The sequence below is a fragment of the Bradyrhizobium betae genome, assembly GCF_004123905.1.
Lineage (GTDB): Bacteria > Pseudomonadota > Alphaproteobacteria > Rhizobiales > Xanthobacteraceae > Bradyrhizobium > Bradyrhizobium betae_A.
In genome coordinates this window covers 242,290-257,338 of the sequence record NZ_MZXW01000016.1, presented here as the reverse complement: position 1 = coordinate 257,338, position 15,049 = coordinate 242,290, and the positions used below count along the sequence as shown (strand labels likewise).

The following is a 15,049-nucleotide window of genomic DNA, read 5'->3' as shown; positions in this document are numbered from 1 at the left end:
AGCCATATTTATCGTCTACACCGCAATTAGCTGTTCGCTCCGCAGGAACGCAAGCAGCGGCAGCAGCGGCAGGCCGAGAATGGTGAAATGATCGCCCTCGATGCGCTCGAACAGGTGGATACCCAGACCTTCAAGCTGATAGGCGCCTACGCTTGTCGTGACCGCATCGCCGGCGGCGTCGAGATAGGCCGAGAGCTCGGCCTCGGTCAGCACTCGCATGGTCATGCGGGCCACCGAGACATCCTCGAAGACAATCTTGCCGTCATGCGCGACGGCCACCGCGGAATTCAGCTCATGGCTGTTCCCGGCGAGATCCCGCAGCTGTGCCAACGCCTGCGCGCGGCCGGCGGGCTTGTTGAAGAGACGTTCGCCGAGCGCCAGCGTCTGATCGGCGCCGATCACATAGCTTCCGGGACGATTGGCCGAGACCGCCTTGGCCTTCTCGCGCGCCAGCAGCAGGCCGATCTCGCGCGGATTGGAAAGTTTTGACGCAGCCTGGATGCCGCGCTCGTCGATGTCGGCGGTCACAGCCTCAAATTCGAACCCGGCATTGGCCAGCAGCATTTTTCGCGCGCTGCTTTGCGACGCCAGGATCAATGGAGATTTGCCGCGCCACAGACCCATCGTGAAAACTAGTCCCAAGACTATTAAGAGGGCCGGTTACGCTGGCGATCGCTGTAGAGTTTCATGATTGCCGCCGCGGTTTCCTCGATCGAGCGACGCGTGACGTCCAGCAGCGGCCAGTCATGCTTGGCGCTCAGCTTGCGCGCGAACGCGACCTCCTCGGCGACCAACTGTTTGTCGGTGTAGGAGTCGCTGCTGGAATCGGCACCCATCGAGAGCAGGCGGTTCTGACGCACCTGGATCAGGCGTTCCGGCGTCGCGTGCAGGCTCACGACCAGCGGTCGCGTCAACGTCTCCAATTGCGCCGGAACCGGAATGCCGGGAACCAGTGGCACGTTCGCGGTGCGGATGCCGCGATTGGCGAGATAGATCGATGTCGGCGTCTTCGAGGTGCGGGAGACACCGACAAGCACCACGTCGGCATCGTCGAGGCCTTCGACATGCTGACCATCGTCATGGATCATCGTGTAGTTCAGCGCGTCGATGCGTTTGAAATATTCCGCGTTGAGCACGTGCTGGGCGCCGACGCGGCCGGTGGTCGCTGCTCCAAGATAGGCTTCGAACAACTGCATCACCGGACCGATGATGGACAGGCTCGGAACGTTGATCCCTTTGCACTTGTCCTCGAGCCGGGAGACCAGATCTTTCTCCAGCAGCGTGAACAGCACGATCCCTGGTGCCTCCTCGATCTCGTCGAGCACACGGTCGAGCTGTTTCTGGCTCCGCACCAGCGGATAGACATGCTCGACCGGGGTGACATTGGCGTACTGCGCCGCGACGGCGCGTGCGACCGTGATCAGCGTCTCGCCGGTGGAGTCGGAGACCAGGTGCAGATGGAAATAATTGGTCGAGGTCGGCACAAAAACTCTTTGTATGAGGACGGTGTGGTTTGTGGATTTCTGTGGACCTTAACCCCTCGGAAAGGGATGTGCGACAGCAGGGGCGGGACAACTGCCAATTTTGTTCACACCACTGCCCATCGGAACAAGTCCGACACCCCGCCGAGAGGAAAACGGGATTGCGCGGACAACCCCCTTGATAAGCTGCCGACAGAAACCCGCAAGTCTTTGAAGCTGGATGGCTTATCGCGAGCCGCCGGAGCTATCCGGGATATGTTGATGGATGTGAACAAGCGCGGGTGGACCGGCGGATGGAATTGCATGAGTCCAATCCACCGTCACATAGACTCAAACCTTAAGAATCTAAGATTCTTAGATTTAGGAGGAGCGCTGCGGACGGATATGTGTGCAGGTAAGACCTTAACGAGTTCTTACTATCCCCAGCGTTCCCTGATCTGAGCGAAGCCGGATGCAAAACATGTTCGAAGACGTCTACCTCTGGATCAAGGCGCTGCATGTGATCGCCGTCATCTCCTGGATGGCGGGCATGCTCTATCTGCCCAGGTTGTTTGTTTATCACTGCGAAGCCGAAATCGGCTCGAGGCAGTCGGAAACCTTCAAGGTGATGGAGCGCCGGCTGCTCAAGGCCATCATCAATCCCGCCATGATCGTCACCTGGCTCGCCGGGCTCTATCTCGCCTGGTCCGGCCATTGGTTCACATTCGGCTGGCTGCACGTAAAACTGGCACTGGTCCTGGCGATGTCCGCGGTCCACGGCTTTTTTTCCCGCTGGGTGAAGGACTTCGCCGCCGACCGGCGCCCGCGGAGCCAGAAATTCTATCGGATTATCAATGAGGTGCCGACCGTCCTGATGATTCTCATCGTCATCATGGTGATCGTGAAGCCGTTCTAGGCAGGGTTCGTGAATGATCGCTCAGCGCTTCGGCTTGCGGAGTGGGAAGCGATTTTCTATATTGAGGTTATCCCACCCAACGCAGGCGGATGTGGTTGTGTCTGAGCTTTCCAGAGGCCGGACACCGCATCAGGTTTGAAGCCTCACCGGCACTTAACCTTGCCAGACCTGCGGACCTTATCTTTCTCACGTCCGCATTTCAGAGCCTCCTCGCACCCCCTCCCAAGGTTACCCCACAGGACCACCCCAATGCGGGAAATTAAACTCCAGGACCTCAAGTCGAAAACCCCGGCCGAGCTTGTCTCGTTCGCGGAAGAGCACGGGGTCGAGAACGCCAGCACGATGCGCAAGCAGGAGCTGCTGTTCGCCATCCTCAAGCAGCTTGCGCTGGCTGAGACTGACATCGTCGGCGAAGGTGTCGTCGAGGTGCTCTCCGACGGTTTCGGCTTCCTCCGCTCGCCCGATGCGAATTATCTGCCGGGCCCGGATGACATCTACGTTTCGCCCTCGCAGATCCGCCGTTTCGGGCTGCGCACCGGCGACACCATCGAAGGCCACATTCGCAGCCCGAAGGAGGGCGAACGCTATTTCGCGCTGCTGAAGGTCAACACGCTCAATTTCGAGGATCCGGAAAAGGCCAAGCACAAGGTTAATTTCGACAACCTCACGCCGCTGTTTCCGAATCAGCGCTTCCGCATGGAAATCGACGATCCGACGCGAAAAGACCTGTCTGCAAGGGTGATCGACATCGTCGCGCCGATCGGCAAGGGCCAGCGCGCCTTGATCGTCGCTCCGCCGCGCACGGGTAAAACCGTGCTGATGCAGAACATCGCGCACTCGATCACGCACAATCATCCCGAATGCTATCTGATCGTGCTCCTGATCGACGAGCGTCCGGAAGAAGTCACGGACATGCAGCGTTCGGTGAAGGGCGAGGTCGTGTCCTCGACCTTCGACGAACCGGCAGTGCGTCACGTCCAGGTCGCCGAGATGGTGATCGAAAAAGCAAAACGTCTGGTCGAGCATGGCCGCGACGTCGTCATCCTGCTCGATTCGATCACTCGCCTCGGCCGCGCCTACAACACCGTGGTGCCGTCATCCGGCAAGGTGCTGACCGGCGGTGTCGACGCCAACGCGCTGCAGCGCCCGAAGCGATTCTTCGGTGCCGCCCGCAACATCGAGGAGGGCGGCTCGCTGACCATCATCGCGACCGCGCTGGTCGATACCGGCAGCCGCATGGACGAAGTCATTTTCGAAGAGTTCAAGGGCACCGGTAACTCGGAGCTGATCCTGGACCGCAAGGTCTCGGACAAGCGCACCTTCCCGGCGATCGACATCTCGCGCTCCGGCACCCGCAAGGAGGAGCTCATCACCGATCCGCAGGTGCTCAAGAAGATGTACGTGCTCCGCCGCATCCTCAACCCGATGGGCACGATGGACGCGATCGACTTCTTGCTCGACAAGCTGCGCTCGACCAAGAGCAATTCGGAGTTCTTCGATTCCATGAACACCTGAGCCAGGTGCAGCAAAAAAAGTGCAGCAAGAAATCAGAGGGCGCCTTCGGGCGCCCTTTTTGTTGGGCGCCTTTGCTGCAGCAAATGCGCAGCATGGACAAAGGTCCAACCCGGATCAGAATTTCACTTAAGATATTGATATATAAATATAATACTTGACCACACGAACGAGCGTTCCGTCGGAGAAAAAGGATTTCGCAGCGAGAATGCTGCAGCTATGTTGCGGTGCAATATAGCGGTCTTGCTGCAGGATTTGCTGCAGCAAAATCGCCCCGCCTGGTGATCGAAACGGGTGTTTGCCTTTTCGGCGGCAGCCGGACAAATAGGCCATGCACCCGCGAGACCAGACCATCTTCGCGCTGTCGTCCGGCCGTCCGCCGAGTGCGATCGCATTGGTGCGCGTGTCCGGACCGCAGGCTGGCCTGGCGCTGACGACCCTGGCGGGCAAGTTGCCCGCGCTGAGGCAGGCCAGCCGCCGGCTGCTCCGTGACGGCGCCGGCCAGCCGATCGACGACGCCGTGGTGCTCTGGTTTCCGGGGCCGGCAAGCGCGACCGGCGAAGACGTCGCCGAATTCCACGTCCATGGCGGACGCGCGGTGCTCTCGGCACTCCTCGCCGCAATTTCGAATATTCCGAATACGCGCGCGGCCGAGCCCGGCGAGTTCACGCGGCGCGCCTTCGAGAACGGCAAGCTCGACCTCACCGAAGCCGAGGGCCTCGACGATCTCATTCATGCCGACACGGACCGCCAGCGCCGCCAGGCGCTCCGCCAGCTGCAAGGCCTGCTCGGCGATCGCGCGCGTGACTGGCGCGAGCGCATCATCGAGGCGTCCGCGCTGATCGAGGCCGGCATAGATTTTTCCGACGAGGGCGACGTGCCCGCCGAGTTGAGGGCGCCGGCGGTGAAGGCGATCAAAGCGCTGCATGACGAAATTGCAAAAGTCCTTGCGGCACAGGGACAAGCTGAGCGCCTCCGTGACGGCCTGGTGGTTGCAATTGCCGGTCCGCCGAACGTGGGCAAGTCGACGCTGATGAATCAGCTCGCACGACGCGAGGTCGCGATCGTCTCGCCGCACGCCGGCACCACGCGTGACGTCATCGAGGTGCAACTCGATCTCGATGGCTATCCGGTCACAGTGATCGATACCGCCGGCATTCGCGAGACCGATGATCCCGTCGAGCAGGAAGGCGTGCGCCGGGCACGGGCACGGGCCGAGGACGCCGATGTCGTGTTGTGGCTTACGGGCCCCGAGGCGAAGGTCGAAGAGCGAGCGACTGGGACCGCGCCGGTCTGGATGGTCCGCAACAAGATTGATCTCGGCGTCTCGGCGGTCGGGGTGGACGCCGACAGGTCCTTCGCGATTTCGGCGCGGCGAGGGGACGGATTGCCGGAGCTGATCAATGCGCTGGTTGAATTCGCGGCCGAATGCTTTGGAACCAGCGAGGGCGCCCTGGTGACCCGGACACGTCAGCGGGATCTCTTGCATCGGGCATCAGACAGCTTGCGTCGAAGCCTGGAGCTTGTAGAGGAGGGCGAAGAGCTCGCCGCCGAAGAGCTGCGCGCCGCCGCCTATGCCCTGGGCCGGCTGCTCGGTCGGGTGGACGTCGAGGACGTCCTTGGAGCCATTTTCCAGAAATTCTGTATCGGAAAGTAGTGCTAGTTCTTCAATGTAGAACTAGCACTTGTTCCATTGTTTGCGTTTCACCTCAAACACGAGGCGGTTCCAGCTGTTTCACGTGAAACACGTCTGATTTACTCCCGCGGCGAGAGCAGGGGTGCTGGGAGCGGAGCGCACGCCCCAACCTCGTCATTGGGAGGAGCCTTGCGACGAAGCAATCCAGGCTATCTCCGCGGTGGGATTCTGGATTGCTTCGCTCGCAATGACGGAGTTTGCGGCAATAGCCCTGCTCGACTGCTCGTTCCATCCGCCGTGCACGACCCATCTTGTTTCACGTGAAACAGCAGTCCTTCCCACGCCCTCCTACTGTGCATGGGGTTGTTTTCGCGAAAATGAGTCCGGTACCCCCCGGCCACCCGCGTTTCACGTGAAACAGCCGCCTCGGCCAGTTTCCACTTCCGGCTTTTTCCGCTCTGGGATAGAAGTCCCCCATGCGAACAGTGCGAGAGAGTTTCGACGTCATCGTGATTGGCGGCGGCCACGCCGGCTGTGAGGCCGCGGCTGCGTCTGCCCGGATGGGCGCGACCACCGCCCTGGTGACGCACCGTTTCGCCACCGTCGGCGCGATGTCCTGCAATCCCGCCATCGGCGGTCTCGGCAAGGGCCATCTGGTTCGCGAGGTCGACGCGCTCGATGGTCTGATGGGTCGGGTCGGCGATGCCGGCGGCATCCAGTTTCGCGTCCTCAACCGTCGCAAGGGTCCAGCTGTCCGTGGTCCCCGCGCCCAGGCGGATCGAAAGCTCTATGCCGCTGCGATGCAGGCCGCGATCCGGGAGACCGAGGGTCTTTCGGTCATCGAGGGCGAGGCTGACGAGCTGATCGTGGTCGAGGGGCGGGTGACCGGACTGCGCCTGGCGGACGGCCGGGAGCTTCAGGCGGGGGCGGTGGTCGTCACCACCGGCACCTTCCTTCGTGGTCTGATCCATCTCGGTGAGAAGAACTGGCCCGCCGGCCGCGTCGGCGAAGCGCCTGCGATGGGTCTTTCGGCCTCCTTCGAGCGGGCCGGTTTCACCCTTGGACGGCTCAAGACGGGCACTCCGCCGCGTCTGGACGGCGCCACGATCGACTGGTCTGCGGTCGAAATGCAGCCCGGAGACGAGCCGCCGGAGCCGTTCTCGGTCATGACGGAGCGGATCACCACCCCGCAGATCCAGTGCGGCATCACCCGGACCACGGCTGCCACACACGAGGTGATCCGGGCCAATGTCCATCGCTCCCCAATGTACTCCGGCCAGATCAAGAGCTCCGGACCGCGCTATTGCCCCTCGATCGAGGACAAGATCGTCCGCTTTGGCGATCGCGACGGCCATCAGATCTTCCTGGAGCCGGAAGGGCTCGACGACAGCACGGTCTATCCCAACGGCATTTCGACCTCGCTTCCTGAAGAAGTTCAGCTCGCGATCCTCGCTACCATCCCCGGTCTGGAGCGGGTGAAGATGGTCCGTCCGGGCTACGCCATCGAATATGATCACATCGATCCCCGTGAACTCGATCCGACCCTCCAGACCAAGCGTCTGCGTGGTCTGTTCCTAGCCGGGCAGATCAACGGCACCACCGGATACGAAGAGGCCGCCGGGCAGGGCATCGTGGCCGGTCTGAACGCGGCTTTGGCCGCGAGTGGTGCCGCACTGACGGTGTTCGACCGTGCCGACGGTTATCTCGGCGTGATGATTGATGACCTCGTCACCCGCGGGATCAGCGAGCCCTATCGGATGTTCACCTCAAGGGCGGAGTACCGGCTGACGCTACGGGCCGACAATGCCGATCAGCGCCTGACCGAGAAGGGGATCGCGCTTGGATGTACCAGCAATGCCCGGACCCAGCATCATCGTGCCAAGATAGAGGCGCTGAACGCGGCCCGGACGTTGTCGAAGTCGCTGACCATCACGCCGAACGAGGCGATCAAGCACGGCCTGTCCCTGAACCGGGATGGCCAGCGCCGCTCGGCCTTCGAGCTGATGGCCTATCCCGATATCGGCTGGAGCCAGGTCCGTGCGATCTGGCCGGAATTGTCGGGCATCGACCCTGTGATCGCCACGCATCTCGAGATCGACGCCAAGTACGACGTCTATCTTGAGCGCCAGAGCGCCGACGTCGAAGCCTTCCGGCGCGATGAGGGGATGGTGCTGTCGGAGGTCGACTACCAGCAGGTCCCCGGTCTCTCCAATGAGGTGCGGGCTAAGCTGGAGAAGGCGCGGCCGTTCACGGTCGGCCAGGCCGGCCGGATCGACGGCATGACGCCGGCGGCACTCGGCATCCTCGCGGCCTATCTCCGCCGCGAGGCCCGGAAGACTTCCAAAGCAATCGCATAGGCGTTTCACGTGAAACAGCGCGGATCGGGCGGGGACAAACCGCTATCGCGACGACCGGGAGCGGGCGAGGGCGCTGCTCGTCGTCCGGACCCGGCGCCAGTCAAACCGAAGCTCGACAAGGGCAGCGCCAACGACCAGGCGCTCGACGCCATCATCGCCGCGGACAAGCGCGCGGCGCTGAAGCTCGCCCCCGTTTCACGTGAAACCGAGGATCGGCTCGATCGCTACATCGCGCTGTTCCGGGAGTGGCAGGCCAAGACCAATCTGGTCGCGCCCTCGACTCTGCCAAACCTCTGGACCCGGCACATCGCTGATTCGCTTCAACTCGTTGATCTTGCGCCAACTGCAAAACGCTGGGCCGACCTCGGCAGCGGCGGCGGCTTTCCCGGCGTCGTACTGGCCTGCGTCATGGCCGGGACGCCCGACGGCCGCGTCCATCTGGTCGAGCGAATCGCCAAGAAGGCCGCATTTTTGCGTGAAGCGATCCGCATCACCACATCACCAGGAGTCGTACATCTCGCTGAGATCGGGGATAATGTGGATAGAATCACCGGCCCCGTCGATTGCGTCACCGCGCGCGCACTAGCTCCGCTACATCAACTTATCGGCTTTGCGGAGCCGCTGATGCGCCAAGGCGCAAAGGCGTTATTTCCAAAGGGTCAAGATGTAGAGGCTGAATTGACCGAAGCCGCTAAATATTGGATTATTCAGCCGCAGCTCCACCGAAGCCGTACCGGCGATGGTTGGATCGTGGAGCTGACATCCGTCGACCGACGCGGCTGAGGCGTTCAGGGGTTGAGTGGGGGAATTTGCGATGAGCGTGATTGACGAACCGCAGCAAGGACAGACCGCTGAAGTCCCGCATGGTCACCCGCGCATCCTCGCGCTGGCGAATCAAAAGGGCGGTGTGGGAAAAACAACCACAGCGATCAACCTCGGTACAGCACTCGCGGCGATTGGCGAGCGCGTCCTGATCGTCGATCTCGACCCGCAGGGCAACGCCTCGACCGGCCTCGGCATCGACCGCCGCAACCGCTCCTGCTCGACCTACGACGTGCTGATCGGCGAAGCGAATTTGCGCGAAGCGGTGGTGTCGACAGCGGTGCCGCGCTTGCATATCGCGCCCTCGACCATGGATCTCTCCGGCCTCGAGCTCGAGCTCGGCACCACGCCCGGGCGCGCGTTCAAGCTGCGCGACGCGATCGGCGCGCTCAACAACAACGTCTCGCCTGATGCGGATTACACCTATGTGCTGATCGACTGCCCGCCCTCGCTGAACCTGCTCACAGTGAATGCGATGGCCGCGTCGGATGCGATCCTGGTGCCGCTGCAGTGCGAGTTCTTCGCGCTCGAAGGTCTGTCGCAATTGCTGCAGACGGTGGAGCAGGTGCGCTCGACACTCAACCCGAACCTGTCGATCCACGGCATCGTGCTGACCATGTTCGACTCGCGCAACAACCTCTCGAACCAGGTCGTCGCCGACGTCAGGCAGTTCATGGGCGAGAAGGTCTACAAGACCATGATCCCGCGCAATGTGCGCATCTCGGAAGCGCCGTCCTACGGCAAGCCGGTCTTGGTCTACGATCTCAAATGCGTCGGCAGCGAAGCTTATCTGCGGCTCGCGACCGAAGTGATCCAGCGCGAGCGTGAGCTGCGGGTCACGCATTGAAGCGACGTTGATTCGTAGGATGGGTAGAGCGAAGCGAAACCCATCATCACACGCACGAACAGCGATGGGTTTCGCTTCGCTCTACCCATCCTACAAGTTTCGATAATTCAGTTCTGGAGTGCTGCACCGTGAATCCAAGGGAGCTGGCGATGGCCGACGAAGCGCGTTCGCGACTGGGCCGGGGTCTTGCAAGTCTGATCGGTGATGTCGGCGGCGAGGCGCAGCATGTCGATCGTCCGCGCGCACAGCGCAAGGTGCCGATCGAATTCATCAAGCCCAACCCGCGCAATCCGCGCCGGACTTTTTCGGACACCGAGCTGAGGGAGCTGAGCGACTCCATCAAGCAGCACGGCGTGATCCAGCCGATCGTGGTGCGGCCGGTGAAGGGCGCGCAGGATCGCTTCGAGATCATCGCCGGCGAACGGCGCTGGCGCGCCTCGCAGATGGCGGGTCTGCATGAAGTGCCGATCGTGCCGGTCGACATCAGCGACAGCGATGCGCTGGAATTCGCGATCGTCGAGAACGTGCAGCGCGAAGACCTCAATCCGATGGAAGAGGCGCTCGGCTATCACGCGCTCGCCAACGAGTTCAAACGCAGCCAGGACGACATCGCAAAGGTCGTCGGCAAGAGCCGCAGCCATATCGCCAACATGATGCGGCTGACCAAGCTGCCGGCCGAGGTGCAAGCCTTGATCACGAGCGGCGAGCTGACCGCGGGTCACGCCCGTGCGCTGATCGGCGTGCCCGATCCGCTCGCGTCCGCCAAGCGCATCGTCGAGGAAGGCCTCAACGTCCGCCAGGCCGAAGCGCTCGCGCATGGAGAGGGCGTGCCGGAGCGCAAGCCGCAAAAGGCGCGCAGCACCGGGGGCAAGGAAAAGGACCCGGACACGATTGATCTCGAAAAGCGTGTCAGCGACGCGCTCGGCCTGAAGGTCACGGTGAGCCACCGCGACCCCGGCGGCTCCGTGCAGATCAACTACCGCAACCTCGATCAGCTCGACGAAGTGATGAAGCGGCTGGCGAAGGGCGTGCTGTAGGCGCCCGCACTCTCCACGTCATTGCGAGCGTAGCGAAGCAATCCCGAGTCTTTCCGCGAAGGGATTCTGGATTGCTTCGTCGCAAGGGCTCCTCGCAATGACGTGGATAGAGTCGCGTTTAGCCCCGCCGCTTCGCGTTCGCCGCGATCGCCATCAGCGTGCGCTGGGCGATGGCGGCGGCCAGCGTCGATTGCTTGCGGGTGTCGAGCGCAGCGGTTGCGAGCTGCTCGATGATGCCGGCAAGCCGCGCCACGCTGAAATTGCGCAGTGCTGTCTCCACCGCCGGCTTTCGCGAAAAATGCAGCCGCGGATAACCGCCGTCGAGCACGGCGGAGGCAGGCTGGCCGTCGGCGATCGCGAGCGCGGATTTGTGCAGCCACGCGGCCTGGCGCTGTGCGGCGGAGATGATCACGCCGGGATAGGTTCCGGCGATCATGGCTTTTGCGAATTCGGTCTCGACGATGTCGGGCCGGCCGGCGAAGGCGCCGTCGACGATCGGATCGAGCTTCAGCTCGGACGCGTCTGCGACCACGGACATCACATCGTCCAGCGTGATCTCGCCGTTGCCGTGGGCATAGAGGGTGAGCTTGCGCAGCTCGTTGCGCGAGGCCTGGCGATCGCCGCCGAGCAACGACATCAGCGCGGCGCGGGCATCCTGCGCGATACGCAGATTTGCGATGCGCAGCTCGTCTTCCATCAGCTTGGTGAGGTCGCGCTCGGTGTCGGGATAGCAGCCGATCGCCACGGCTGCCTTGGCCTTCTCACAGGCTTTGCGCAGCGGCGATTCCGGGCGCAGCTCGCCGGCCTCGATCACGATGCGGCAATCCTTCACACCCATCTCCGCCAGCGTGTCGACTCCGCTGGCAAAGCTGCGCGAGCCGGCGCGGATGCGGACGGCGCGGCGGCCGCCGAACAGCGGCACCGTCATGGCCTCGTCCACAAGGCGCGACGGCTCGGCCGAGAGCTCGTCGCCGTCGAGTTTTACAAGCGAGAAGGGATCGTTGGGATCGTCGACGGCCGAGGCGATCAGCGCATCGGCGCGCTCACGCACGAGGCCGGCGTCGGGACCATAGAGCAGGATGATCGGTCGGCCCGCATCGGGGCGGGCGAGGAAGGCATCGATCTCTTTTCCGCGTAGCGCGACCATGCCGCCTCAAGCGCGTCATCCAGGGCGGCCCTGGGGCGCCCCGAGATAACGGGAATGAACTGAACTAAGTGCCCGCGGTGAAGAACGAGGCGAGCCGGGTATTGATGTTCTCGGCAATCTCGTTGGCGGCACGATCCTCCGCATCGCGCACGGCGCGGTTGCGGGAGAAGCGCTGGTAGGAGCCGGGCATGTCATAGGACACGCGCGAGAATGTGGTGCCGGTCATCACCGACTTGCCGCTCGCAACCTCGATCAGATTGTACTGGCAATCGATGCCGTAATTTTCAGTTGTTGGCAGAGCGGTGCTGGGATCGACGATCAGAGACGATCGGCTGGAGTTGAAGCGGATCACCAGGCGGTGGGTCGGCGGCATGCCGGTGGCTGTGCCATAGAGCTTGAAGGCGAGGGCGTTGCGGACCTCGACGCCGACGCGGGCCTCGCGGGAGGCGTTCGCCTTGTCGATCGGCGGCAGCTCGACGCCCATCAGCTTCTCGCGCAGGCCGGGGATGCCGTCGGTGCGCTCGGCATACATCGGCTGGAAGCAGCCAGCCGTCAGCGCCGCCAGAGCGGCGACCGCCAGCAAGCGGGCTGCGATGCGGATCCTAGCCGACAACATTCACGATCCTCTTGGGGACGATGATCACCTTGCGGACGGGCTTGCCGTCCAGGGCCAGCTTTACCGCATCGAGCGCCAAAACGGCAGCCTCGATTTCCGGATTTTGGGCCGCTGTTGCAACTGTGACCTCACCCCGCTTCTTGCCGTTGACCTGGACCACCAAGGTCACGGCGTCTTCAACCAGCAAATCGCGTTCGATTTGGGGCCAATTGGCCTGCGAAACCAGCCCGGAGTGGCCCAGCACCTGCCAGCACTCCTCGGCCAGATGCGGCATCATCGGGGAGAACAGCTGGACCAGGATCTGGCTGGCCTCCCGGATCGCCCAGGCCAAGTCAGGGGTAGGCTGTTCGGGGCGCTGGAGCACCTCCGAAAACGTATTGGTGAATTCACGGATATGGGCGAGGCAGACGTTGAAGTGCAGCCGCTCGACGCCGGTGGTGACCTTGTCGAGCGCGCCATGGGCGGCCTTGCGCAGGAGGAGCGCATCCGGACCGAACGAGGCCGGCCGGGCCGCGGGGGCCGCCTTGCCCGGTTCCACCGAATCGTTCACCAGCCGCCACAGCCGCTGCACGAAGCGCGAGGCGCCCTGGACGCGCTCGTCGCTCCAGATCACGTCGCGGTCGGGCGGGGAGTCTGACAGCATGAACCAGCGGGCGACGTCGGCGCCGTAGGTCGCAATGATGTCGTCGGGGTCGACCGTGTTCTTCTTCGACTTCGACATTTTCTCGATCGCACCGATCAGGACGTCCTCGCCGGTCGCGAGCAGCGTTGCGCGGCGGCCGTTGCCGCCGACCTCGATCTTCACCTCGGCCGGCTGCACCCAGCTGCCGTCGGCCTTCTGGTAGGTCTCGTGCACCACCATGCCTTGCGTGAACATGCCGGCGAACGGCTCGTCCAACGCAATGTGCCCGGTCGCCTTCATCGCGCGCGTGAAGAAGCGGCTGTACAGCAGATGCAGGATCGCGTGCTCGACGCCCCCGATATACTGGTCGACCGGCAGCATCCGGTTGGCGACGGCCGGGGTCGTCGGCGCGTTCTCGTTCCAGGGATCGGTGAAGCGGGCAAAATACCAGGACGAATCCACGAAGGTGTCCATGGTGTCGGTTTCGCGCTGGGCCATGCCACCGCATTTGGGGCAGGTGACGTGCTTCCAGGTCGGGTGATGGTCGAGCGCGTTGCCCGGCTTGTCGAAGCTGACATCGTCCGGCAGCACCACCGGCAGGTCGGCGTCCGGCACCGGCACCACGTCGCACTTCGGACAGTGGATGACGGGAATCGGGCAGCCCCAATAGCGCTGGCGTGAAATACCCCAGTCGCGCAGGCGGAAATTGACCTGTCGCTCGCCGACCGGCGCGTTGCCGCGCAGCTCGTTTTCAAGGCGTTTTGCGACTTCGTCCTTGGCCTGATCGATGGTCATGCCGTCGAGGAAGCGCGAATTGATCATGCGGCCGTCACCGTCATAGGCGGTGTCGGTGATGACGAAGGTCTTGGGGTCCTGGCCCTCGGGGCACACCACCGGAACGTTGCCGAGGCCATACTTGTTGACGAAGTCGAGGTCGCGCTGGTCATGCGCGGGGCAGCCGAAGATCGCGCCGGTGCCGTATTCCATCAGCACGAAGTTGGCGACATAGACCGGCAGCTTCCAGCTCGGGTCGAACGGATGGACCGCGCGGATGCCGGTGTCGAAACCCTGCTTCTCCGCGGTGTCGATGATCGACTGGGCAGTGCCGATCTTCTTGATGTCGGCGATGAACTCCGCGAGTTTCGGGTTCTTCGCGGCCGCGGCCTGCGCCAACGGATGATCCGCCGAGATCGCCATGAACTTCGCGCCGAACAGCGTGTCCGGTCGCGTCGTGAAAATCTTCAGCTCGCTCTCGCCGGCCGGCGTCGTCGCCGGATCCAGCGCGAAGCGGACCAGCAAGCCTTCGGAGCGGCCGATCCAGTTGCGCTGCATCAGCCGCACCTTGTCGGGCCAGCGATCCAGCCCGTCGAGTGCGTCAAGCAGCTCCTGCGAGTACTTCGTGATCTTGAAGACCCACTGGCTCATTTCCCGTTGTTCGACAACGGCGCCCGAGCGCCAGCCGCGGCCGTCGATCACCTGCTCGTTGGCGAGCACGGTCATGTCGACGGGATCCCAGTTGAGCTTGCGCTTCTCGCGCTCGGCGAGGCCGGCGCCGAGCATGTCCAAAAACATCTTCTGCTGATGCTTGTAGTAGCTGGGGTCGCAGGTCGCGAATTCGCGCGACCAGTCCAGCGACAGCCCGATCGAGCGGAGCTGCTTCTTCATCGCGGCGATGTTGTCGTAGGTCCAGGCTTTCGGCGCGACCTTGCGCTCGATGGCGGCATTCTCGGCCGGCAGGCCGAAAGCGTCCCAGCCCATCGGGTGCAGCACGTTGAACCCCTTGGCGCGCATGAAGCGGGCCAGCACGTCGCCGAGGGTGTAATTGCGGACATGGCCGATATGGATGCGCCCGGACGGGTACGGGAACATCTCGAGCACATAGTATTTCGGCCGCGAATCGTCGTTCTTCGAGACGAAGATCGCCTGCTGGTCCCAGGCAGCCTGCCAGCGTGGTTCGGCGTCGCGGGCGTTATAGCGTTCGGAGGTCATGGAATCGTTGGGTTTTCGTGGATTCGGCCGTCTAAAGAGGCCGGACTAGGCCATAGAAGTCCTCGGGGGGTCAATGGGTTGCCGCAGG

Annotated in this window: 12 protein-coding genes; 7 read left to right on the top strand and 5 right to left on the bottom strand. The window is 63.1% G+C overall.

Going from position 1 to position 15,049, the window contains the following annotated elements; genetic code table 11:
• Window positions 1-15: 15 nt before the first annotated feature.
• On the bottom strand, window positions 16-624 hold the full coding sequence (locus tag B5V03_RS11390) for a Maf family nucleotide pyrophosphatase (RefSeq protein WP_129270154.1): 609 nt from the start codon (window positions 622-624) through the stop codon (window positions 16-18).
• A gap of 23 nt (window positions 625-647) precedes the next feature.
• On the bottom strand, window positions 648-1,484 hold the full coding sequence (locus B5V03_RS11385) for a pyruvate, water dikinase regulatory protein (RefSeq protein ID WP_129270152.1): 837 nt from the start codon (window positions 1,482-1,484) through the stop codon (window positions 648-650).
• A 457-nt stretch (window positions 1,485-1,941) separates the two neighbouring features.
• On the opposite strand from B5V03_RS11385, the gene hemJ reads away from it, so the two are divergent.
• From hemJ to B5V03_RS11345, 7 genes are all read left to right on the top strand, one after another.
• Complete coding sequence (gene hemJ, locus B5V03_RS11375) at window positions 1,942-2,376, top strand: protoporphyrinogen oxidase HemJ (protein WP_129270150.1); 435 nt, start codon at window positions 1,942-1,944, stop codon at window positions 2,374-2,376.
• A gap of 249 nt (window positions 2,377-2,625) precedes the next feature.
• Complete coding sequence (gene rho / locus B5V03_RS11370; protein ID WP_028133442.1) at window positions 2,626-3,891, top strand: transcription termination factor Rho; 1,266 nt, start codon at window positions 2,626-2,628, stop codon at window positions 3,889-3,891.
• Window positions 3,892-4,219: 328 nt separating this feature from the next.
• Window positions 4,220-5,545, top strand: a complete 1,326-nt coding sequence (mnmE, locus tag B5V03_RS11365) for a tRNA uridine-5-carboxymethylaminomethyl(34) synthesis GTPase MnmE (protein ID WP_129270148.1) — start codon at window positions 4,220-4,222, stop codon at window positions 5,543-5,545.
• Window positions 5,546-6,000: 455 nt separating this feature from the next.
• Window positions 6,001-7,881: a tRNA uridine-5-carboxymethylaminomethyl(34) synthesis enzyme MnmG gene (mnmG, locus tag B5V03_RS11360; RefSeq protein ID WP_129270146.1), complete on the top strand. Its 1,881-nt coding sequence runs from the start codon at window positions 6,001-6,003 to the stop codon at window positions 7,879-7,881.
• A 150-nt stretch (window positions 7,882-8,031) separates the two neighbouring features.
• Window positions 8,032-8,664 (top strand): 16S rRNA (guanine(527)-N(7))-methyltransferase RsmG, encoded by a 633-nt coding sequence (gene rsmG / locus B5V03_RS11355; protein ID WP_245502225.1) that lies wholly within the window; start codon window positions 8,032-8,034, stop codon window positions 8,662-8,664.
• 31 nt (window positions 8,665-8,695) lie between these two features.
• Window positions 8,696-9,550, top strand: a complete 855-nt coding sequence (locus tag B5V03_RS11350) for a ParA family protein (RefSeq protein ID WP_129270142.1) — start codon at window positions 8,696-8,698, stop codon at window positions 9,548-9,550.
• 149 nt (window positions 9,551-9,699) lie between these two features.
• Window positions 9,700-10,587, top strand: a complete 888-nt coding sequence (locus B5V03_RS11345) for a ParB/RepB/Spo0J family partition protein (protein ID WP_164987935.1) — start codon at window positions 9,700-9,702, stop codon at window positions 10,585-10,587.
• 118 nt (window positions 10,588-10,705) lie between these two features.
• Here B5V03_RS11345 and holA read toward each other — a convergent pair whose 3' ends face one another.
• The 3 genes from holA to leuS form a co-directional block, all read right to left on the bottom strand.
• Window positions 10,706-11,734 (bottom strand): DNA polymerase III subunit delta, encoded by a 1,029-nt coding sequence (gene holA, locus B5V03_RS11340; RefSeq protein WP_129270138.1) that lies wholly within the window; start codon window positions 11,732-11,734, stop codon window positions 10,706-10,708.
• A gap of 64 nt (window positions 11,735-11,798) precedes the next feature.
• Window positions 11,799-12,350, bottom strand: a complete 552-nt coding sequence (locus tag B5V03_RS11335; protein WP_129270136.1) for an LPS assembly lipoprotein LptE — start codon at window positions 12,348-12,350, stop codon at window positions 11,799-11,801.
• The gene (gene leuS, locus B5V03_RS11330) at window positions 12,337-14,961 is read right to left on the bottom strand and encodes a leucine--tRNA ligase (RefSeq protein WP_129270134.1); all 2,625 of its coding nucleotides are present in this window, start codon (window positions 14,959-14,961) and stop codon (window positions 12,337-12,339) included. The genes B5V03_RS11335 and leuS overlap by 14 nt, the downstream gene beginning before the upstream one ends.
• Window positions 14,962-15,049: the final 88 nt, after the last annotated feature.

Excerpts from the sequence above, each read along its gene's own strand:
- B5V03_RS11390 (WP_129270154.1), bottom strand. The coding sequence starts at position 624 with ATGGGTCTGTGGCGCGGCAAATCTCCATTGATCCTGGCGTCGCAAAGC.
- hemJ (WP_129270150.1), top strand. The coding sequence starts at position 1,942 with ATGTTCGAAGACGTCTACCTCTGGATCAAGGCGCTGCATGTGATCGCC.
- rho (WP_028133442.1), top strand. The coding sequence starts at position 2,626 with ATGCGGGAAATTAAACTCCAGGACCTCAAGTCGAAAACCCCGGCCGAG.
- mnmE (WP_129270148.1), top strand. The coding sequence starts at position 4,220 with ATGCACCCGCGAGACCAGACCATCTTCGCGCTGTCGTCCGGCCGTCCG.
- mnmG (WP_129270146.1), top strand. The coding sequence starts at position 6,001 with ATGCGAACAGTGCGAGAGAGTTTCGACGTCATCGTGATTGGCGGCGGC.
- B5V03_RS11350 (WP_129270142.1), top strand. The coding sequence starts at position 8,696 with ATGAGCGTGATTGACGAACCGCAGCAAGGACAGACCGCTGAAGTCCCG.
- B5V03_RS11345 (WP_164987935.1), top strand. The coding sequence starts at position 9,700 with ATGGCCGACGAAGCGCGTTCGCGACTGGGCCGGGGTCTTGCAAGTCTG.
- holA (WP_129270138.1), bottom strand. The coding sequence starts at position 11,734 with ATGGTCGCGCTACGCGGAAAAGAGATCGATGCCTTCCTCGCCCGCCCC.
- B5V03_RS11335 (WP_129270136.1), bottom strand. The coding sequence starts at position 12,350 with ATGTTGTCGGCTAGGATCCGCATCGCAGCCCGCTTGCTGGCGGTCGCC.
- leuS (WP_129270134.1), bottom strand. The coding sequence starts at position 14,961 with ATGACCTCCGAACGCTATAACGCCCGCGACGCCGAACCACGCTGGCAG.